The sequence below is a fragment of the Phaeobacter sp. JH20_26 genome (genome assembly GCF_048056275.1).
In the GTDB taxonomy this organism is placed as follows: Bacteria; Pseudomonadota; Alphaproteobacteria; order Rhodobacterales; family Rhodobacteraceae; genus Phaeobacter; species Phaeobacter bryozoorum.
The window spans coordinates 1,444,502-1,464,488 of sequence record NZ_JAYMWL010000013.1 but is presented as its reverse complement, the minus strand read 5'-3'; the positions used below and the strand labels follow the sequence as shown (position 1 = coordinate 1,464,488).

The following is a 19,987-nucleotide window of genomic DNA, read 5'->3' as shown; positions in this document are numbered from 1 at the left end:
CATCGAAAAAGAGCGATCCAGTCTGGTCTATTGGCACAGCTGTCTACCATATTGTCACCTCCGATCAATCGAATTGGCGCATGCCGCGCCTGCATTGCGGAACTTGGCCTACGTGGCTGTGACCGCCAGAAGACCGCTGGGATCACTCGATTGCGGTGCCAGCGGGCAGGCAGTTTCATTGGCTGCGCACACGGGCAACCGCAGCTGTCGGGCATGGCTCCTTCTTGCAAACTGCAGTATTGGTGGTCTAACGGCGTCGGCGTCCAGGTGGTAAGACAGGCCTGAGGCCCGCAGGGGCAACAGCTATGGATTTTCTGCGCGTGCGTGCAGGTTGGATTGGGTTGAAATGAACAGATACAGCTACTCAGTTGTGCTTCTTACCTACAATCAGCGGGACTATGTGAAAGAGGCGGTTGAGGCCGTGCTGGCACAAGACTGCGATCCTATCGAGATTCTGCTGTCGGACGATTGTTCGCAGGATGGCACCTTTGAGGCGATGGAGGCGCTGGTCGCCGATTACTCCGGGCCACATTCCGTTGTGCTCAACAAGAACCCGCAGAACCTGGGCGTCAACAAACATATCGAACGATGCTTCAACCTGAGTACAGGTGATGTCATCATTGCCGCGTCCGGCGATGATATCTCTCTTCCGGGGCGCGTAGCACGGACCATTGAAGTCTTTGAGCGTGACGATCCGCTTCTGGTCTTCTCGCACGGCCAGGTCGAGACATTGGACGGCAAACCGATGCCCAAAACCTATGCCAAGGCAACATTCTACACCCGGACCGATGCCATGTCCGCGGCCTGTTCAATGCAGTTGTTCCTTGGGGCGACCTGTGCCTGGCACAAGGATCTCTTCCGCAAGTATGGTCCGATCCAATATGCAGACTGCTACGAGGACCTTGTGCTTGGGTTCCGTGCTGCACTGGAGGGGCGCGTCGCATTCATCGACGAAGATCTTATCATCTATCGGGTCGGTATGGGGCAGACCAGCACGCAGCAATCCATCACAGATGCCGAGGCTTTTCGCAAAAAACGTCTGGCAGAGGTCGGCCGCGAGGTTTCGCTTTTGCGCCAGCGCCTGTCCGATGCGCAGGTTTTCGGTCTGACCGAAGGTGACCCGATTCTCGAGGCCATCCGCAGCCGACTTGAGGAACGGCAACTGCGCCGCACCTATCTGAAGGGCGGGCTGCGGAAACTGGACAAATCGGCCTTGAAGCATCCCTGGTCGGTGCTGGGCTTCATTTTATCCGAGCGGCGGCGTCGCAAGAAGGCGCTCAAGACGTCTTAAGGGAGATTGCGGCGGCTCCGGGCGCTTAGCCGAAATCCTCCAATCGTTGCAGCAGCGTTTCGCAGGAGCCGGTGATGTGGTCACGTGTGAGCGCGGCTGCAAGGTCAGCGTCGCCTGCAACACAGGCCTCCCAGATAGCGATGTGCTCACGATTGGCCCGTTCGTTGCCATTGGTCAGCACCAGCTGCGCCCTCAGGTAGCTGTCAACGCGGTCCATCGCATTGTCGATCACATCCATGTGGTATTGCAACCCGCTCTCTCGATAGAGTGTGGAGTGGAAATCCCGGTTCAACTCGCCCCAGGTCATCGGATCTTCCGACTGCGAGAACGCTTCCAGGCAGGCCTTGGCATTGGCCAGCGCCAAAGGCGACATCCGCGGGACAGCACGGCGGATCACCTCCGATTCCAGAACCGCTCGGAAATCGAAAATCTCCTTGGCTTCCTGCGCCGACAGGCCTGAGACGACAGCGCCCTTGTAGCGCTGGGTTTTGACCAGGCCCTGTTCCTCAAGTCTGGAAATCGCTTCGCGCACGGGGATTCGGCTGGTGTTGAACATCTGGGCAATCTCATCCTGCCGCAGCGGCTCACCTTCCTTCAGGTCTCCTTCGATAATCGCCTTGCGCAGGGCGTCAAAGACGATCGTCGAGGCAGACGCGGTCTTGGATATATCAACGGATTTCAACTTCATATCTTCGCTCCTTGTCCGGTTTATACCCTTGATCGTCATTGCGGGGAAAGTGCAGATAAATATCATATTGAATATTGGATCCAATATGTATTATGCAATAAAGCATAGCGCCGAGAGCCAGCACCCTCGGGTTCATATCCATTGAAGAGGATCCAACAATGACACACCCCGTATTCTCCGGCTGTATCCCGGCCCTGATGACCCCCTGCACCGCCGACCGCCGACCGGACTTCGATGCGCTGGTCAAAAAGGGGCAGGAGCTGATTTCGAAGGGCATGTCGGCGGTGGTCTATTGCGGATCGATGGGAGACTGGCCACTGATCAGCGATGCCGAGCGGATGGAAGGCGTTGCCCGATTGGTTGCCGCTGGCGTGCCGACTATCGTCGGTACTGGCGCTGTCAATACGGCGCAGGCCGCTGCCCATGCCGCTCATGCCGCCGAGGTCGGGGCCGCCGGTCTGATGGTGATCCCGCGCGTTCTGTCGCGCGGCAGTTCCGTGGCTGCGCAGCGCGACCATTTCGCGGCCGTGCTCTCTGCCGCACCCACGCTGCCTGCGGTGATCTACAACAGCCCCTATTATGGGTTCGCTACGCGCGCTGATCTGTTCTTTGACCTGCGTCGTGACCATCCGAACCTGATCGGATTCAAGGAATTCGGCGGCGCTGAGGACCTGCGGTATGCAGCCGAGAACATCACCTCGCAGGACAGCAGCGTTACCCTGATGATCGGCGTCGATACCACCGTGTTCCACGGCTATGTGAACTGTGGGGCCGGGGGCGCGATCACCGGGATCGGCAATGCGCTGCCTGCTGAGGTGCTGCATCTTGTTTCGCTTTGCCAGTTGGCGGCCAAGGGCAATGCAACAGCCCGTCGGCAGGCGCTTGAACTGGAAGCTGCACTGGCGGTGCTGTCCTCCTTCGACGAAGGTGCGGATCTGGTTCTCTACTACAAGCACCTGATGGTGCTGAACGGCGACAGCGAATACCAGCTGCACTTCAACGAAAGCGACCGGCTCAGCGCCAGCCAGAAAGCCTATGTCGAAGCGCAATATGACCTCTTCCGCAGCTGGTACGCCGACTGGAGCCAGCAACCCGATGTTGCGGCGCTATGCGGGTAATCGACAGCCATACCGCTGGAGAGCCGACCCGTCTGATCCTCTCGGGCGGGCCGGACCTTGGCAGTGGATCACTGGCGGAGCGGGCCGAGCGCCTGTTCCGCGAGCATCGGAGCTTTTGCACATCGGTGCTGTCGGAGCCACGTGGTCACGACGCCATCGTTGGTGCCCTGCTGGTGCCGCCGACAGATCCCGGCTGCGCCGTCGGTGTCATCTATTTCAACCCGGTCGGACCCTTGGGCATGTGTGGCCATGCCACCATAGGAACCGCAGTGAGCCTGCATCATCTCGGGCGCCTTGATCTGGGCCGACACCATATCGAAACGCCGGTTGGGACCGTCGGCGTCCATTTGCAGTCCGCCAATCGCGCCGCTGTCGAAAATGTCGAGAGCTACCGCTATCGCGCCAACGTCGTGGTCGAGGTGCCAGATCAAGGCCCCGTCACGGGCGATATCGCCTGGGGTGGAAACTGGTTCTTCCTGACCTCCGATGCACCGGCACCTCTCACTTTGGCCCATATCGACCAGCTGACCGCGCGGGCCGTTGACTTGCGGCTTGCCTTGGCCGAGCAGGGGATCACCGGGCGCGACGGCGCCATGATCGACCACGTCGAGTATGTCGCGCCACCGCTGACCTCCGAAGGGCATGCACGCAACTTCGTGCTTTGCCCGGGAACAGCCTATGACCGCTCGCCCTGTGGCACCGGTTCGGCGGCGAAACTGGCCTGCCTTGCTGCTGATGGCGATCTTGCGCCCGGCGTGACCTGGATTCAGGAAAGCGTGATCGGCAGCACCTATTCGCTGCAATACCGCAGAGGCTCCAGCGGCGGAGTGATTGCGACCATAACCGGCACGGCCTTTGTGACCGGAGACACAGTTTTGAACTTTGATCCCGCAGACCCCTATCGGGCGGGGATCACCACCCAAGAGGTATTTTGATGGACTATCGCAACCTGATCGCCGGCGACTGGTCGGAGACCGCCGCCGCCAGCGCCAATATCAACCCGTCCGACACGCAGGACATGTTGGGCTACGCCGCCAACAGCCAGGCCGAAGACATGGATCGCGCGATTGCCGCGGCGAAGGCCGCCGCCCCGAGCTGGGCCGCCAGCACGCCGCAACAGCGATTTGATGTATTGGACGCCATCGGCACCGAAATCCTGGCCCGCAAGGCCGAACTGGGTCGGCTGCTGTCGCGCGAAGAAGGCAAGACGCTGCCCGAAGGCATCGGCGAGGCAGCGCGGGCCGGGCAGATTTTCAAGTTCTTCGCGGGTGAAACCCTGCGCCAGGCGGGTGAGATACTTGCCTCGGTTCGCCCCGGCGTCGGTGTCGAGGTGACCCGCTCTCCGGTCGGGGTTGTCGGCCTCATCACGCCCTGGAACTTCCCCATCGCCATCCCGGCCTGGAAAGTCGCCCCGGCACTGGCCTTTGGCAATGCGGTTGTTCTGAAACCGGCCGAGCTGACACCGGGTTGCGCCCATGCGCTGGCCGAGATCATCAACCGCTCCGGTTTGCCCGATGGTGTCTTCAACATCGTCTTTGGCACCGGCAGCACCGTTGGTCAGCGGCTTGTGGACAGCCGTGATGTTGATGCTGTCTCCTTTACCGGTTCGGTTGAGACCGGCAGCGCCATTGCGGCTGCCTGCGGCGCGCAGCGCAAGAAGCTGCAGCTGGAAATGGGTGGCAAAAACCCAATGGTGGTGCTGGATGATGCCGATCTGGAGACCGCGGTCGAGGCCAGCCTCAATGGCGCGTTCTTCTCCACCGGTCAGCGCTGCACGGCCTCTTCGCGGCTGATCGTGACCGAAGGCATCCACGACCGTTTTGTCGCGGCTTTGGGCCAGCGGATGACAGATCTTCGGGTCGGCAATGCGCTGGATCAGGAGACCCAGATTGGCCCGGTTGTGGATGAGCGGCAGCTGGAGAAGGATCTCTACTATATAGATGTCGCCGCCAGCGAAGGCGGGCGGGTGCTCGGAGGCCAGACGCTTCAGCGCAGCACCAAGGGATTTTATCTTTCGCCTGCTCTGGTGACCGAGACCTCCAACGAGATGCGCATCAATCAGGAAGAAGTCTTTGGCCCGCTGGCATCGGTTATTCGCGTTGCCGACTATGACGAGGCGCTGATGGTTGCCAATGACACACCGTTTGGTCTCAGCGCAGGGATTTGCACCGGATCGCTTAAATATGCGACGCATTTCAAGGCCAATGTCGAGGCCGGCATGACGATGGTGAATCTTCCGACCGCCGGGGTGGATTATCACGTTCCATTTGGCGGCACCAAAGGGTCCAGTTTTGGCGCCCGCGAGCAGGGCAGCCATGCGAAAGACTTTTATACAAAAGTCAAAACTGCCTATACCTTGGCGTAACGCCGGTTAGCAGGTGGCGGGGCGGGGGCCTCGCCACAGTCACGAATGGGGGGGCAGATGACAAAGACGGTTGTGGTTATCGGTGCAGGTGTCGTGGGTGTCAGCACGGCTCTGCGGTTGCAAAGCGAGCTTGCAGCCAGCGGCGGGCAGGTTGTCCTGCTGGATCGCAAGGGCGTGGCCGAGGAAACCTCCGCTGGCAACGCCGGGGCCTTTGCCTTCACCGATGTTGAGCCGCTTGCGACGCCCGGCATCATGAAAAAGGCGCCGGGCTGGCTCATTGATCCGCTTGGCCCGCTGTCTGTGCCGCCTGCCTACGCGCTGCAGCTGACGCCCTGGTTGATCCGCTTCTGGCGGGCCAGCTGGCGGGATCGTTATCAGGCCGTGGTAAAGGCCCAGGCCGCTCTGATGCACCTTGCCAAGGCCGCGACGGAACGCCAGATCTCCGATACCGGCGGCGAAGCGATGATCCAGCGCGAAGGCGCCCTGCAGCTATATGAATCCGAGGCCGAGTTCGCGGCCAGCCAGTACGGCTGGCAGCTGCGCCGTGATCACGGCATCCGGTTTTCTCTGCTCCACAGCCCGGCTGAAATCGCCGAGATCCAACCCGGTCTCAGCTCCCGGTTTACCCACGCAGGGTTCACGCCCGACTGGATGAACACCTGCGACCCCAAGGCCTGGGTTGAGCATCTGTTTCAGGCCTTCACAGCGCGCGGTGGCCAGTTTCGCAAGGGCGATGTGCGCGATCTGGAGACCGGCGACGATGGCATTCGCATCATGACCGAGGGCGAGCCGCTCTTGGCGGATCATGTCGTGATAGCCGCCGGTGCCTGGTCACATCACCTGGCACGCAGGCTGGGGGACCGGCTGCCGCTGGAAACCGAGCGCGGCTATAATACGACCCTGCCGGCAGGGTGTTTTGATCTGCGCACGCATATTACCTTCAGCCGACATGGCTTTGTGGTGAGCCGGATTCGCGGGGGAGTCCGTGTCGGCGGTGCGGTTGAACTGGGCGGGCTGAAACTGCCTGCGAACTTTAAACGCGCGGGCACGCTCCTGGCAAAGGCCGCGCAGTTCATGCCCGAACTGGACACGGCCAATGGCACCCAGTGGATGGGTTATCGCCCCTCATTGCCCGATAGCCTGCCAGTGATCGGTACCGCCACCCGTGACACGCGCGTGATCTATGCCTTTGGCCATGGCCATGTCGGCCTGACACAATCGGCGGCCACGGCCGAGCTGGTCGCGGATCTGGTCGAAGCGCGTCGGCCCGCCATCGACCTCTCTGCCTTTGCAGCGGATCGCTTCTGACACAACCGTCTGCATCTATTGTCGTTTTCGCCGTGCCGAAAGGCGCGGCGTTGTTTTTTCCACAGTTGTTCGCAAACCGAACGTGAACGAAATAGAAGGAATTGTCTGGCTATCTCTTAGGCTATTCGGTCGCCTTGCGACAGAATCGGCACTTTTAAGAGGAGACATGCGCGTCATGCCCAAGGCCCCGAAACTCTCGCTCAAGCTGAAATTGCCCCTGATTATGGTGGCCTTGACGGCAACGTTTCTGGTGACAGTCTCATTCCTCGTCTATTCGATGGCGGAGAAGAGCATTCGCGATTTCGTTTATGCGTCGAAAGCGACCACCGCCCGTTCCGGTGAGCAGGCGTTGAGCTTCATGATGGAGGCCGCGCGCCGCGACTTGTCGATCAACGCGTCGCAGCCAACGGTATTCCGGGCCATCAGCAACTTCGACCGCGTCTACACGATGATCGAAGAAGAGCCGGTTGGGTTCCTGCGGCGTCACTACATCGAGGAAAACCCCAACGCGGCGAACGAACGTCATCTGCTGAGCGATCCGGGCGATGGCTCCTATTACAGCCAGTCCCATGCGACCTATCACCCGACTTTCCTGCAGTCGCTGGAGGTCAACGGTTATGAGGATCTCTATCTTCTGAACGCATCGGGCCAGCTGTTGTATTCGGTAAAGAAACGCGAAGACTTCATTCAGCAATTCGGTTCGGGCGAGAATGCCGAAAGCGGCCTAGGCAAAGTGTTCAGCGCAGCGCTCAACGCCGAGGAAGGTCAGGTTGTGACCGCTGATTTTGCGACCTACGCGCCGGGCGGCGGCGGTGCAGGTGCCTTTATGGCGGTGCCGGTATTCAACAAGAAAAAAGAAGTCATCGGCGTGATGGCGGTTCAGATTTCAAGCGCTGCAGTCGTGGCCGCGCTGACATCCAACATGGACGTCGATGGGCATCAGAACATCTTCCTGGTTGGCAGCGACGGCACCGCACGCAGTACTTCGGTGATCGAAGGGGAGTTTGCCATTGGCGATGCCCTGCCGGAGAACGCCGTAACCAAGGCGGCCGCGGCGGGCGATAGCGGTCTGTTTGAGGGCGCCACATCCATCTCTGGTAAACCCATCATTGCCATGGTGCGGCCATTGGACATTGCGGGCTTTGACTGGTCTTTGGTGCTACAGACCGAAGAACAGGCAGCTTTTGCAAAGGTTCGCGACATCCGGCTTGTGGCGATGCTGATGATCGGGGTTTCGGTCCTGATTGCTATCGTGGTGTCTTTCGTCGCGGCACGCCATGTCACCCGCCCGATTCTGGCGCTGCGCGAGGCTACGAATGCGCTGGCTGCCGAAGATTACGCAAGTGAAATCAGCGGTCGTGGCCGTGGTGATGAGCTGGGCGATCTGGCCCGGAGTCTGGATATGTTCCGCGACAAGCTGCTGATCGCGGATGAGGCCGCCGAGCGCGAAGAAGAAGCCGCAAAACAGACCGCTGCGGTTGTCGAGGAGATGAGCGGCGCCCTGGCCGAGTTGCAGCGCGGCAACCTGGCCTGCGACATCCAACAACCTTTTGCGGAGCACTACGAAACGCTGCGCGAGAATTTCAATCGCAGCCTGGTCAACCTGCGCGATTCGCTGTCTGAGGTGGTGGATGCGGCTCATAACGTCGACAAGTTTTCCGAAGAGCAGCGCGCCTCCGCCGAGGAAATGGCGCATCGGACCGAAGCGCAAGCCGGCACTTTGGAGGAAACCGCAGCAGCGCTGCAGGACCTGACCAATAGCATTCGAGAGACCGCCGACCGGGCCGGGCAGGTCGATGAGACCATGCGCGGTACACGCGACGAGGCCGAACACAGCAACCATATCGTGACGTCTGCGGTCCAGGCAATGGACCAGATTCAGGATGCCTCCGAGCAGATTTCGCAGATTATCAACATGATTGACGATATCGCCTTCCAGACCAATCTTCTGGCGCTGAACGCAGGCGTCGAGGCGGCACGGGCCGGTGAGGCCGGTGCTGGTTTTGCAGTTGTCGCCTCTGAGGTGCGTGCCCTCGCAATGCGGGCCTCCAAAGCTGCTGGGCAGATCAAGGGGCTGACGTCGGCAAGCGAGGAACATGTGGCAAACGGGGTGGCCATGGTGGGGCGTGCGGGGGATGCGCTCAGCGGGATCATCGAAAAGGTCACGAATGTATCCGACCTCATCACTGAAATCGCAGATGGCGTGCAGAAACAATCCAAAGGGTTGGAGAACATCAACGGCGCTATGGGGCGTCTGGATGGCACCACTCAGCAAAACGCCGCAATGTCCGAGGAAGCCTCTGCCGCCAGCCAGCTGCTGCAACATGAAGCACAGGCGCTGACCGGCGTGGTTTCGCGGTTCCAGCTCGGCAATGGCGCAGCCAGCGCAGGCTCAGGTGACTGGGCGGCGGATGGGGCTGCTGGCGCACACTCAGCCTACGGCTGACCGCATCAAGACATGAGACAGAATCGCCCGGTCTGATTTTCAGATCGGGCGATTTTTTGTGATCGGGTGTTTGTTTTTCCGGGATCGACACCGCAGCTGCGCAAACTCACCGGTACGCCCTAGAGGATGTCTCGATCAGCAGAAATGGATGCAGTTCTGACAGCCGTCGCAGGTCGTGAACACCGAAAGGGGTTATTTGGTGAGCGTCATGAACCCACCCTGCAAGGCGGTGACAGCCGTCTGATTGGTATCGGTCACAGCGTTGCGGTGGGCCATCCGCTCGAGATTGACGATGGTCGACAACATGATCCGGTCATGGCTCCAGTCGCCGGGCCGCTGCATCAGGAGCGCGGTGGCAATCACCCCGGTCGCCAGCATCGTCGAAACCAGCATCCAGCCAAACATATGGGGATCTTGGGGCTGCTGCGCTGCGGTGACCACATCAATGCGCCGGGCCAGCGTGGCCCCACGGCGCAGTTCGCGCCGATCTACCAATGCGACCGAGGGGCTGCGCTGCACGAAGCGGATCGGATCCCGCGCCGCCAGGGTGCAGGCCCGGATCAGACATTCGCAATAGGCGCGGATATCCCGCTGCCCGCGCGTCATCAGCGCCTGGTCACAGGCAAATTCCCGCAGCATCTGCACTTCACGACGCCAGAGGTGATAGGCGGGGTTCCAGAACAGGAAGGGGCGCAGTGCCTCCAGCAGGAATTCGCATTCCACATCCCACTGGCGGAAATGCTGCAATTCATGGGCAACGCTCAACCGCAGATCCGATGGGTTTGTGACCAGCGCGGAGGGCAGCACAACATAGCGGGTAAACAGGCCGCGCGTGGAGAAGGCGACTGTGCTCCGGTCGCTGATGCGGATTTCGATACGGCCAAGCCGCTTCCAGATATAGGCCTGTCGCAATCCCGACCGCAGCCGCAGCACGGCCAAGCCCAGCTGCGCGAGGGAAAGGAGGGCACCGACAATGAGCGCGGCAACCGCAAGCTGCGCCCAGAGGCTGGTCTGCGCCATCAACGCCCTCACCAGATCTTCGCGCAGGCCAAGGATGCTCTCAAACCGTGTGGCGCTCATGTTGACATTGCCCTGCAGATACTGCGCCACCAGCATGTCCGACAGGGTGGGCGGCTGGGAGACGACATAGGTGGTCAGAGCAACCACCAGTATCGGTGACACCGTCAGCAAAAGCGTCATGCCGTTCAGCAGCCTGAGCTGTGGGCGAAACGCCGGGCCCAGCCGACTGCGTGCCAGCATCGCCCGCAGCGCCAGCCAGAGAACGGTGCCGGCAAGGAGCAGTAAATTCAGGTCAATATAGGCGTTCAGAAAACTCTCAGCGTTCATCGTCCCCCAACCTTTCATTCAGCAAGGCCCGTATCTCCACGAGCATCTCGTCGGTGACATCCTCGTCATCCACCAGGCGGGCGACGAGGGCCGCCGGGGCGCCGTTGAAGAGCTTGCTCGAAAGGTTCTTGAGAGTGGTTTTCTGATAATCCGCCTTGGGCACCGCAGGACGGTAGACCAAGGATCTGTCAGCTCGTTCGCTGCTCAGAAACCCTTTTTGTTCCATAATCTTCAGCACAGTCGCGACCGATGTGTAGGCCCGTTCCTGGCTTTTGTTCAGTTCGGCCAGGATATCGCGCACCGTGCCGCCGCCGGTTTCCCAGACAACAGTCATGAATTCGAGTTCAACCTCTGTCAAAAGCGGGTTGTCCTGTTTCTTTCGCATCATGTCTGTCCGGTTGTCCTGGGCTTTGATCATGCTAGGGGATTGGGGGGAGGTTTGAAAACTACTTTTTTAAGAGAGTGGTCCCGAGACCGCGAAAAACACGGTGATGGTCTTGCGACAAAGGGCCCGCCAAGGGGCCCTTTGCCAATGAACTGCGGTCAGACCTTCCAGAAGGTGAAGACAAACCAGCCGATCGAGAGCCCCAGCGGCCACCACAGCGGCATCCCCACCAGACCCAGCCAGGCCAGGAAGATGTAGGAGGTGCCCAGCAGGCTGATGAACAGCCGGTCGCCACGGGTTGTCACCAGCCCCAGCGCGCCTTTGCGGGTGTCGCCTCCGGGTTGACGGATTTCCAGAACGATCATCAGGCCGATGGCCGAAAAGATCCCGATGAACACAAGGGCGGTGGGCCAGGTCCAGGCCATCCAACTCAGCATTATACCCTCCCCATCGCAAAGCCTTTTGCGATGTAGTTGCGGACGAAATAGATCACGATCGCGCCCGGAATGATTGTCAATGTGCCCGCGGCCGCCAGCAGGCCCAGCTCATACCCGGCACTTGAGGCGGTTTTGGTCATGGTGGCCGCGATGGGTTTTGCGGCAACGGCGGTCAATGTCTTGGCCAGCAGCAGTTCCACCCAAGAGAACATGAAGCAGAAGAAAGCCGCCACGCCGACGCCTGCCTTGATCGACGGGATGAAGATCGTGGCAAAGAAGCGCGGGAAGGAATAGCCGTCCACATAGGCGGTTTCATCCAGCTCTTTGGGGATGCCGCCCATGAACCCTTCAAGGATCCAGACCGCCAGTGGAATGTTGAACAGGCAGTGCGCCAGAGCCACCGCGAGATGGGTGTCGAACAGGCCGACAGCGGAATAAAGCTGGAAGAACGGCAGCGCAAACACCGCGGCCGGCGCCATCCGGTTGGTCAGCAGCCAGAAAAACAGCTGCTTGTCGCCAAGAAAGCGGTAGCGCGAGAACGCATAGGCCGCAGGCAGGGCAACAGCGACGGAGATCACCGTATTGATCGACACATAGATGATCGAGTTGATGTAGCCCCAGTACCAGCTCGGATCGGTAAAGATCGTTGCATAGTTCTCAAGCGTAAAGGTTTGCGGGAACAGCGAGAACCCGGACAGGATTTCATTCGTCGTCTTGAAGCTCATCGCCACCAGCCAGTAGATCGGCAGCATGAGGAACAGGATGTAGACGATGGGGACGATGGTACGTTTTTGCATCGTATCAGATCCTCAATTCTGGTCGTCTTTGGTCATCAGCGTGTAAAACAGCCAGCTGACCAGAAGCGTGATTGCGAAATAGATGAGCGACATGGCGGCAGCCGGGCCTAGGTCGAACTGACCAAGGGCGATCTTCACCAGGTCAATCGACAACAGCGTGGTGGAATTGCCGGGTCCGCCGCCGGTCAGAACAAATGGCTCAGTGTAGATGTTGAAGCTGTCCATGAACCGCAACAGGATCGCGATGGTCAGCACCGTCTTCATCTTCGGCAGCTGGATGAACCGGAACACGGCCCAGTTGGAGGCGCCGTCGATCTTGGCCGCCTGATAATAGGCGTCGGGGATCGACACGAGACCGGCATAGCTCAGCAGTACCACCAGCGAGGTCCAGTGCCAGACATCCATGGTCACGATGGTCACCCAGGCCGCAATCGGGTCCTGTGTCATGTCATAGTTGATGCCCAGCACGTGGTTCAGGAAATACCCCAGGAGGCCGATATCCGGCAGGGTGAAGATGTTCCACATCGCGCCGACCACATTCCACGGGATCAGCATCGGCAGCGCCATGGTCACCAGACAGACCGGAACCCAGAACCCTTTGCGCGGCATCGACAGCGCAATGGCGATGCCCAGCGGCACCTCGATGATCAGGATCAGGAAGGTGAACAGGAACTGGCGTCCCAGCGCGGCATGGAACCGGTCAGAGCGCAGGATCTGCTGGAACCAGTCGAGCCCCTGCCAGAAGAACACGTTGTCGCCGAATGTCTCCTGAACGGAGTAGTTGACGACGGTCATCATCGGGATCAGCGCGTTGAAGGCAACGAGCAGAAGGACAGGCAGGACAAAGAACCACGCCTTTTGGTTTTCGGTTTTCATTATGCCTGCTCCTCGGTCGCGGTGGCAGATTGGGCAGCTTCTGTCGCGATCCAGCCATCGACATAAAGCCGGGTCTGGTCCTGACGGAAGGACAGGTGGACCGCCTCGCCCTTGGCGGGGCCTGCACCTTCGATCACGGCATTGATCCGCTGGCCTTCAGCTTCACATTCGACAACGGTGTGCCGCCCGACATCCGAAACCTTGGTCACAGTTGCAGGCAGGCCGTTCGCGGCGAGCGTGACAAACTCGGGCCGGATGCCGACCTCGGTCTTGCCTTTGGCGTCACCCAAAATCGGGCCTTCCAGTGCAATCGGCTGGGTGCCGATATAGGGCTGGCCTGCGCGCAGGTCGCAAGGCAGCACGTTCATGCCAGGTGAGCCGATGAAATGGCCAACAAACGTATGTGCGGGGCGTTCGAACAGCTCAACCGGGGTGCCGATCTGTACCACCAGACCATCCTGCATCACCACCACCTGATCGGCAAAGGTCAGCGCCTCTGTCTGGTCATGGGTCACATAGATCATCGTGGCCTTCACGCGCTGATGCAGTTCTTTCAGCTTCGAGCGCAGTTTCCACTTCAGATGCGGGTCGATCACGGTGAGCGGCTCGTCGAACATCACGACGTTCACATCCTCGCGCACCAGACCCCGGCCCATGGAGATCTTCTGCTTGTTGTCCGGGCTCAACCCTGCGGCGCGGGTGTTGAGCAGATCAGTCACTTCCAGCATCTCGGCAATGGCCATCACGCGCTCTTTGACCGTCGCCTCGTCACGGCCGCGGTTGCGCAGCGGAAAGGCGAGGTTGTCGTAAACGGTCATGGTGTCGTAGATCACCGGAAACTGGAACACCTGCGCAATATTGCGCTGATCTGGGGGCAGTTTGGTGACATCCTTGCCGTCAAAGAGGATCTGCCCTTCGGAGGGCACCAACAGGCCGGATATGATGTTCAGCAGCGTGGATTTGCCGCAACCCGAAGGACCAAGCAGGGCGTAGGCACCGCCATCGGTCCAGTCGAGGTCGATTTCCTTCAGGGCGTAGTCGGATTCGCTTGAGGGGGTCGGCACATAGCTGTGCCGCAGTTTTGAGAGTGTAATTTTTGCCATTTGCGCCTCACGCCACGCGGGAGCCATCAGGGGCAAAGACATATGCCGCCGAGGGATCCATATAAAAATCATGCAGTTCGCCGACCTCATAGGGGTGAACCCCCGCAGCAAGGGAGACCCAGCTGCCGTGATCTGCATCCAAGCCCATGTCGAAATGGGCACTGCTTTCAGAGCCGGACAGCTCCGTCACCTGCACCCGGCCCGACAGCTGCACCGTGGTCGCAGGGCTGGCGATCGGCAGAACGTGGTAGGGGCGGATCGCGATGGTGTAGGGGCCATCTGACAGATCTGCCGCCGCGCCGGTCAGCGACCAGCTGACGTCACTGCCTAGGCGCGCTGTGCTGCCCTGCTTCACGATTGGGGCGGTGTTGATCGGCGGATCGGAGAATACGCGCGCCGCTGCGACATTATCGGGGTTGCGATAGATATCGGCAGTGGTGCCGAACTGGGTGACGCGGCCATCCTGCATCAGCGCGGTCTTCCCACCCAGCAGCAGCGCCTCCTCCGGTTCGGAGGTTGCATAGACCACAACGGCGCCACGACCAGCAAACAGCTCGGGCAGCTGATCGCGCAGCTCTTCGCGCAGCTTGTAGTCGAGGTTCGCCAGCGGCTCATCCAGGAACACCGCACGGCTTTCCTTGGCAATTGCGCGGGCCAGCGCGGTTCGCTGCTGCTGACCACCGGACAGCTCATGCGGGCGACGGTGCAGCATCGGGCGCAGCTGCAGGATGTCTGCGGCTTCTTCGACGCGGCCTTCGATCTCGGACTTCGCCATACCAGCCACCTTCAGCGGCGAGGCGATGTTCTCGTAGACGGTCATATGGGGGTAGTTGATGAAAAACTGGTGCACCAGGCTGATATTGCGCTTCTGAGTGCTGAGCGAGGTCACATCCTGACCATCCATCAGCACCTGTCCGCTGGCAATCGGGTCAAGACCCGCCATCATCTTGATAAGAGAGGTCTTGCCTGACCCGGTGGCGCCCAGAAGGACGTTGAAGTGACCTGGCTCCAGCACAAGGGAGGTTTCCTTGATATGCAGCTGGGCGCCGACGCGTTTGGTCACGTTTCTGAGTTCGAGTGCCATCTTGCTTTGACTTTCCGGCGGACGGCCTGTTGCGCGCGGCATGCGCGATCTAATTTTGGGAAAAAATTGCCCCGGAGAGGGCCAGCCACGCTCCGGGGCGAAAGCGGGGAGCGCAGCGGATAGATCCGCGCGCTCCCCACGGGGAGGAGGGGTTACTCAGATGCCCAGCGGGCAACCAGCTCGTCATAGTTGACGGTCTGGCCCTGCGGCTTCTCATTCTCCAGTTTCGGCTTGGCGCCGCCATTGGCATACCACCACTCGGCGTCTTTCTCTTCGTTCAGACGCGGGCCGCAGCCGCCATAGACATTCGCCTGCTCGTCTGCACGCTGCATACGGGCCATGGTGATGTCCATTTCCTCGGCCAGACGGTCCATGGCTTCCTGCGGGGTGAAGGCGCCGGAGTTCACGTCACCGATCTGCTGCCACCAGATCTGGGCCAGCTTCGGATAGTCAGGCACGTTCACGCCGGTCGGGGACCATGCAACGCGGTCGGGCGAACGGTAGAATTCGACCAGACCACCCAGCTTGGGCGCACGCTCGGTGAAGCTCTCGTGGTTCACGGAAGAGTCACGGATGAAGGTCAGACCAACGTGGGATTTTTTCACGTCAACGGTCTTGGACACAACAAACTGAGCATAGAGCCAGGCCGCCTTGGCGCGATCAACCGGGGTGGATTTCAGGAAGGTCCAGGAACCCACGTCCTGATAGCCAACCTTCTGGCCTTCTTCCCAGTAGGGACCATGCGGGCTGGGCGCCATCCGCCACAGCGGGTTGCCCTCGTCGTCAACAGTGTTGTTGCCTTCGGACTTCGGCTTCACCATATCGGCGGTGAAGGCGGTGTACCAGAAGATCTGCTGGGCTACGTTGCCCTGTGCCAGAGCGGGCAGCGACTGGTAGAAGTCATAGGATGCAGCACCCGGAGGGGCGTATTTGCGCAGCCATTCGTCCCACTTGCGGATCGCATAGACCGCAGCCGGACCATTGGCAGCACCACCGCGGGTCACGCTTGCACCGGCAGGGTTGCAGGAATCCGCTTCCATGCGGATGCCCCATTCGTCGATCGGCACACCGTTCGGCTCACCTTTCGAACCGGCACCGGCCATCGACAGCCAGGCGTCGGTCATCCGCCAGCCAAGGTCAGGCGCGCGCTTGCCGTAGTCCATGTGACCAAAGATTATGGTCCCGTCGATTTCCTTGACGTCTTCGCTGAAGAATTCGGCGATGTCTTCATATGCGGACCAGTTGACCGGAACGCCCAGATCATAGCCGTATTTTTCTTTGAACGCGGCCTGCAGATCTTCGCGGTCAAACCAGTCCTTGCGGAACCAGTAGAGGTTCGCAAACTGCTGATCGGGCAGCTGGTAGAGATCGCCGTCGGGACCCGTGGTGAACTGGGTGCCCATGAAATCGCCGAGATCCAGACCGGGGTTGGTGACGTCGAAGAAGTCGCCTTCCATCATGTCGGTCAGGTTATAGGCCAGTTGCAGGCGCGAGTGGGTGCCGATCAGGTCGGAATCGTTGACATAGGCGTCATACAGGTTCCGCTTGGTCTGCATTTGCGTCTGCACGGCCTGAACCACTTCACCCTCGCCGAGGATCTGGTGATTCACCTTGATGCCGGTGATTTCCTCGAACGCCTTGGTCAGCACCTCGGATTCGTAGCTATGCGTCGGAATGCCTTCGGACAGGACGTTGATTTCCATGCCCTTGAACGGCTCGGACGCCTTGATGAACCATTGCATCTCCGAGAGCTGTTCATCCTTGGTCAGAACCGAGGGCTGGAACTCTTCGTCGATCCATTTCTTGGCAGCGGCCTCATCGGCATAGGCTGCCTGTCCCGCGACCACGGCAATAACCGCGGCTGCGGACAAAAGATACTTCCGCATCTTTCTCCTCCCTAGTGATTTATTGTGGCCAAAGATGCCCCGTGGCACCCGGCTGACAAACAGGTTCCATACCGCAGTCTATCTTGTCAAACTAATTTTTTAGTTTGTCGTAAGGCGCTGAATTTTAAAGGTAAGTAAATCCACCTTGAGGCGAGTGATCTGACCGTGCGGATGGGCTCTGCGGTGCTGCATCGCGGCAATCGTCGCGGGAATCCCACTGTGCGCGATCCGCACTTGCGTGCACGGCAACGGTAGCGGCCATCGCCGCCGCGCCGAATGGCGAAATTTGCCGTCGCTGACAGGGGGTTTTGCCGCTAAGGAGAGGTCATGGATACATGTGATACATTCGAGATCTTCCTGACCGCCCCTCCGGGGATGGAGCAGACCCTGCAGCGCGAAGCGACGGAGGCTGGCTTTGCCGGTGCCAAAACGGTACCCGGTGGCGTCACTTTTGAAGGCGGCTGGCCCGATGTCTGGCGCGCCAATCTGCAATTGCGCGGCGCCGCGCGCGTGCTGGCCCGTATCGGTTCTTTCCGTGCGTTTCACCTCGCGCAGCTCGACAAGCGCGCACGCAAATTTCCCTGGTCGGATGTGCTGCGCGCGGATGTCCCGGTCCGCGTGGAGACCACAACCAACAAGAAATCCAAGATCTACCACGCAGGTGCGGCCACCCAGCGTATCGAACGTGCGATCACAGAGGAGCTTGGCGCCGAGATCAGCGCCGATGCCCCCATCACGGTGAAACTGCGGATCGAGGATAATCTCTGCACCTTCAGCGTCGATACCTCCGGCGAGGGGCTGCACAAGCGCGGTCACAAGACAGCCGTGGGCAAGGCGCCGATGCGCGAGAACCTCGCCGCTCTGTTCCTGCGGGACTGCGGGTATGACGGGCAGGAGCCCGTGGTGGATCCGATGTGCGGCTCCGGCACCTTTGTGATCGAGGCGGCCGAGATCGCCAGAGGGCTGTTTCCCGGCCGCAGCCGCAGTTTTGCGTTTGAACAGATGGCCAGCTTTGATCCCGATGCCTGGCAGGCCCTACGTGCTGAGCAGAACCCGCGCCAGACCAGCGCACGCTGCTACGGATCCGACCGCAATGATGGCGCGGTTGACATGGCCGCCGCCAATGCCGAACGGGCAGGGGTCGGCGATCTGGTGACCATTGTTCAGCAGGCGGTCAGCGACCTGACGCCACCGGATCTGGGTCCGGAGGGCAAACCGGGTCTGGTGATCGTGAACCCGCCTTATGGCGCGCGGATCGGCAACAAGAAGCTGCTCTATGCGCTTTATGCGGCGCTTGGGGAAACGCTGATGGCCCGTTTCAGTGGTTGGCGCGTCGGCATCGTCACCAGCGAGACCTCCTTGGCCAAGGCGACGAACTTGCCCTTCAAACCCTTTGGTCCGCCGGTGGCCCATGGCGGTTTGAAGATCCGGCTGTTCCAGACCAATCCGCTGCCATAGGCGCTCTGGCAGATCCTAGGATGTGATGCCCCGCCAGGCCCGGACCAGACCGGCCAGAGCCATGCGATCGGCGTCGGTACGGGTAACCGGCACGCCCTGGTGATTGAGCGCAAGACAATAGGGCACATCCAGCGGCGCAGCTGCGATCAGGGCAACATTCTGCCCTAACCAATAGGGGCGCGCCGCCGACAGCTCTGCACCAAGGAGCAGCCCCCAAAGCCGCGCCGAGGTTTCGCTGTCTGATCCGTCCCGCAGAACCTGAAGCTCGGCCAAACGCGCGGCCAGGGCTTCAGGTTTGGACTGGATGGTTTCCATCGCCGCTGTCAGAGCGGTGCGCTCGGCACTCTGAAATTCTGCGCCCCCCTCAATGCCCAATCCCGGCGCCAGGCTGCGCCACAGTCCGGGTGTCAGAAAGCTCTGAAAACTGACCACTTCCTCTGCGCTGATCAGTGCCCAATGGGTCGTCACCCCGGCAATGCAGATCACGCCGTCCCAGTCGGGGTTGAGGCTGAGGAACCCCGCAATGCGATTGACGGCACCGCGCATCACTCCAACCGGAGCGCTTTGTGACAGCCCGCCAAGCAACCGCAGCGGATGCGTCCCCAGCATCGCCTCTCCCATCGGCAGCTCCGTGACCTTGGCAGGCACCGCGATCGTGCCCGTCGTGCCGCCCCGCAGGCTGTCATCATTGAGCAGGATCGGCGTCTCCGGGGCGCAGCCATGCAGCGTGCCAACCAGCCAGGCCAGATCCGCCATCAAATCGGCGCCTGTGCTGGCGGAGACATGTTGCACGGCGTCCCCTTCGTTCATCAGCCACACCATCAAGCGACCGTCTGCGTGATCCGCAGCCACCCAGTTGGCAGATTTCATCGGGGCGGCCCCGGCGGTTGATGCAGAGGATGGCTCAGAAGATGCAGCGCACATGTCGATGTCCTTTTGCCCAGATCCCGAAACGGGAATGCGGTGACGGCGGTTTCCGGCACCAGGCCCCTCCTTGCCAAGTTCCGGGTCAATGATCAACGTCAGCCCCGGATTTGGCGCCATTTGGCTTCAGGCGACAATCGGGCCCGGATTGGCGCTATTTTTGTTTCGGCAATGGCGGGGAAATGGTTAACAGATCCAGCCACCGGATAAAGAAGGTTAACATTCCTCATTGGATAAGCCGGGCGTGGACTCGAATTTAGCCATGAGTCTTGGTTGATTCCTTATACTTTTGGGTAGGCTGCGGAGATAGTTCCTATCCTTTAGAGGAATTGTTTCTCAGTTGGCGCCCTGATTTACTGAAAATTGAGCGAATACTGCCCTATCTCCGATTTTACTGAGATTTGCGTAAAATTGCTTTATTAAGAAATGGCCGCAATTGCGGTTCGGAGGGCGACCTGAACGGGCCGCCTGATT

At 60.3% G+C, this 19,987-nt stretch carries 17 protein-coding genes; 7 read left to right on the top strand and 10 right to left on the bottom strand.

Annotated features, from left to right (window positions below; genetic code table 11):
* The first annotated feature begins 346 nt into the window (after positions 1–346).
* Complete coding sequence (locus VWY60_RS12740; RefSeq protein WP_340544482.1) at positions 347–1,291, top strand: glycosyltransferase; 945 nt, start codon at positions 347–349, stop codon at positions 1,289–1,291.
* A gap of 25 nt (positions 1,292–1,316) precedes the next feature.
* On the opposite strand, the gene VWY60_RS12735 is transcribed toward VWY60_RS12740, so the two are convergent.
* Entirely contained in the window at positions 1,317–1,979 is a 663-nt protein-coding gene (locus VWY60_RS12735) for a GntR family transcriptional regulator (protein WP_340544483.1), read from the bottom strand.
* Between the two features lie 158 nt (positions 1,980–2,137).
* Between VWY60_RS12735 and VWY60_RS12730 the strand changes: the two genes are divergently transcribed.
* The 5 genes from VWY60_RS12730 to VWY60_RS12710 all read left to right on the top strand — a co-directional run bounded on the left by VWY60_RS12730 (position 2,138) and on the right by VWY60_RS12710 (position 9,216).
* Complete coding sequence (locus VWY60_RS12730) at positions 2,138–3,097, top strand: dihydrodipicolinate synthase family protein (protein ID WP_340544485.1); 960 nt, start codon at positions 2,138–2,140, stop codon at positions 3,095–3,097.
* Positions 3,088–4,032 (top strand): proline racemase family protein, encoded by a 945-nt coding sequence (locus VWY60_RS12725; RefSeq protein ID WP_416540647.1) that lies wholly within the window; start codon positions 3,088–3,090, stop codon positions 4,030–4,032. The genes VWY60_RS12730 and VWY60_RS12725 overlap by 10 nt, the downstream gene beginning before the upstream one ends.
* Entirely contained in the window at positions 4,032–5,462 is a 1,431-nt protein-coding gene (locus VWY60_RS12720; protein WP_416540646.1) for an aldehyde dehydrogenase family protein, read from the top strand. The genes VWY60_RS12725 and VWY60_RS12720 overlap by 1 nt, the downstream gene beginning before the upstream one ends.
* 57 nt (positions 5,463–5,519) lie before the next feature.
* Positions 5,520–6,770 carry an NAD(P)/FAD-dependent oxidoreductase gene (locus tag VWY60_RS12715; RefSeq protein ID WP_416540645.1) on the top strand — a complete coding sequence of 417 codons (1,251 nt, stop codon included), beginning with the start codon at positions 5,520–5,522 and terminating at the stop codon, positions 6,768–6,770.
* 166 nt (positions 6,771–6,936) lie between these two features.
* On the top strand, positions 6,937–9,216 hold the full coding sequence (locus VWY60_RS12710; RefSeq protein ID WP_416537273.1) for a methyl-accepting chemotaxis protein: 2,280 nt from the start codon (positions 6,937–6,939) through the stop codon (positions 9,214–9,216).
* A 192-nt stretch (positions 9,217–9,408) separates the two neighbouring features.
* On the opposite strand, the gene VWY60_RS12705 is transcribed toward VWY60_RS12710, so the two are convergent.
* The 8 genes from VWY60_RS12705 to VWY60_RS12670 all read right to left on the bottom strand — a co-directional run bounded on the left by VWY60_RS12705 (position 9,409) and on the right by VWY60_RS12670 (position 17,131).
* Entirely contained in the window at positions 9,409–10,563 is a 1,155-nt protein-coding gene (locus tag VWY60_RS12705) for a M56 family metallopeptidase (protein ID WP_416540644.1), read from the bottom strand.
* Complete coding sequence (locus tag VWY60_RS12700; protein WP_340544494.1) at positions 10,553–10,948, bottom strand: BlaI/MecI/CopY family transcriptional regulator; 396 nt, start codon at positions 10,946–10,948, stop codon at positions 10,553–10,555. Before VWY60_RS12700 ends, VWY60_RS12705 begins: the two co-directional genes overlap by 11 nt.
* A gap of 158 nt (positions 10,949–11,106) precedes the next feature.
* Positions 11,107–11,385, bottom strand: coding sequence for a DUF2160 domain-containing protein (locus VWY60_RS12695; protein WP_340544496.1), 279 nt, complete (start codon positions 11,383–11,385; stop codon positions 11,107–11,109).
* On the bottom strand, positions 11,385–12,182 hold the full coding sequence (locus tag VWY60_RS12690; protein ID WP_008561997.1) for a carbohydrate ABC transporter permease: 798 nt from the start codon (positions 12,180–12,182) through the stop codon (positions 11,385–11,387). The genes VWY60_RS12695 and VWY60_RS12690 overlap by 1 nt, the downstream gene beginning before the upstream one ends.
* Positions 12,183–12,194: 12 nt before the next feature.
* Positions 12,195–13,058, bottom strand: a complete 864-nt coding sequence (locus VWY60_RS12685; RefSeq protein WP_340544503.1) for a carbohydrate ABC transporter permease — start codon at positions 13,056–13,058, stop codon at positions 12,195–12,197.
* Entirely contained in the window at positions 13,058–14,161 is a 1,104-nt protein-coding gene (locus VWY60_RS12680; RefSeq protein WP_340544505.1) for an ABC transporter ATP-binding protein, read from the bottom strand. The genes VWY60_RS12685 and VWY60_RS12680 overlap by 1 nt, the downstream gene beginning before the upstream one ends.
* 7 nt (positions 14,162–14,168) lie before the next feature.
* The gene (locus tag VWY60_RS12675) at positions 14,169–15,245 is read right to left on the bottom strand and encodes an ABC transporter ATP-binding protein (RefSeq protein ID WP_416540643.1); all 1,077 of its coding nucleotides are present in this window, start codon (positions 15,243–15,245) and stop codon (positions 14,169–14,171) included.
* Positions 15,246–15,397: 152 nt separating this feature from the next.
* On the bottom strand, positions 15,398–17,131 hold the full coding sequence (locus tag VWY60_RS12670; protein WP_416540642.1) for an ABC transporter substrate-binding protein: 1,734 nt from the start codon (positions 17,129–17,131) through the stop codon (positions 15,398–15,400).
* Between the two features lie 327 nt (positions 17,132–17,458).
* Between VWY60_RS12670 and VWY60_RS12665 the strand changes: the two genes are divergently transcribed.
* Entirely contained in the window at positions 17,459–18,589 is a 1,131-nt protein-coding gene (locus VWY60_RS12665; protein ID WP_416537276.1) for a THUMP domain-containing class I SAM-dependent RNA methyltransferase, read from the top strand.
* 15 nt (positions 18,590–18,604) lie between these two features.
* Here the strand turns inward: VWY60_RS12665 and VWY60_RS12660 are convergent, their stop codons facing one another.
* Complete coding sequence (locus tag VWY60_RS12660; RefSeq protein ID WP_416537277.1) at positions 18,605–19,459, bottom strand: 2-dehydro-3-deoxygalactonokinase; 855 nt, start codon at positions 19,457–19,459, stop codon at positions 18,605–18,607.
* Between the last annotated feature and the right edge of the window lie 528 nt (positions 19,460–19,987).

Coding starts and splice junctions, on each gene's coding strand:
- VWY60_RS12685 (WP_340544503.1), bottom strand. CDS start 13,058: ATGAAAACCGAAAACCAAAAGGCGTGGTTCTTTGTCCTGCCTGTCCTT.
- VWY60_RS12670 (WP_416540642.1), bottom strand. CDS start 17,131: ATGCGGAAGTATCTTTTGTCCGCAGCCGCGGTTATTGCCGTGGTCGCG.
- VWY60_RS12700 (WP_340544494.1), bottom strand. CDS start 10,948: ATGCGAAAGAAACAGGACAACCCGCTTTTGACAGAGGTTGAACTCGAA.
- VWY60_RS12690 (WP_008561997.1), bottom strand. CDS start 12,182: ATGCAAAAACGTACCATCGTCCCCATCGTCTACATCCTGTTCCTCATG.
- VWY60_RS12725 (WP_416540647.1), top strand. CDS start 3,088: ATGCGGGTAATCGACAGCCATACCGCTGGAGAGCCGACCCGTCTGATC.
- VWY60_RS12715 (WP_416540645.1), top strand. CDS start 5,520: ATGACAAAGACGGTTGTGGTTATCGGTGCAGGTGTCGTGGGTGTCAGC.
- VWY60_RS12740 (WP_340544482.1), top strand. CDS start 347: ATGAACAGATACAGCTACTCAGTTGTGCTTCTTACCTACAATCAGCGG.
- VWY60_RS12705 (WP_416540644.1), bottom strand. CDS start 10,563: ATGAACGCTGAGAGTTTTCTGAACGCCTATATTGACCTGAATTTACTG.
- VWY60_RS12720 (WP_416540646.1), top strand. CDS start 4,032: ATGGACTATCGCAACCTGATCGCCGGCGACTGGTCGGAGACCGCCGCC.
- VWY60_RS12710 (WP_416537273.1), top strand. CDS start 6,937: ATGCGCGTCATGCCCAAGGCCCCGAAACTCTCGCTCAAGCTGAAATTG.
- VWY60_RS12680 (WP_340544505.1), bottom strand. CDS start 14,161: ATGGCAAAAATTACACTCTCAAAACTGCGGCACAGCTATGTGCCGACC.
- VWY60_RS12665 (WP_416537276.1), top strand. CDS start 17,459: ATGGATACATGTGATACATTCGAGATCTTCCTGACCGCCCCTCCGGGG.
- VWY60_RS12695 (WP_340544496.1), bottom strand. CDS start 11,385: ATGCTGAGTTGGATGGCCTGGACCTGGCCCACCGCCCTTGTGTTCATC.
- VWY60_RS12730 (WP_340544485.1), top strand. CDS start 2,138: ATGACACACCCCGTATTCTCCGGCTGTATCCCGGCCCTGATGACCCCC.
- VWY60_RS12735 (WP_340544483.1), bottom strand. CDS start 1,979: ATGAAGTTGAAATCCGTTGATATATCCAAGACCGCGTCTGCCTCGACG.
- VWY60_RS12660 (WP_416537277.1), bottom strand. CDS start 19,459: ATGAAATCTGCCAACTGGGTGGCTGCGGATCACGCAGACGGTCGCTTG.
- VWY60_RS12675 (WP_416540643.1), bottom strand. CDS start 15,245: ATGGCACTCGAACTCAGAAACGTGACCAAACGCGTCGGCGCCCAGCTG.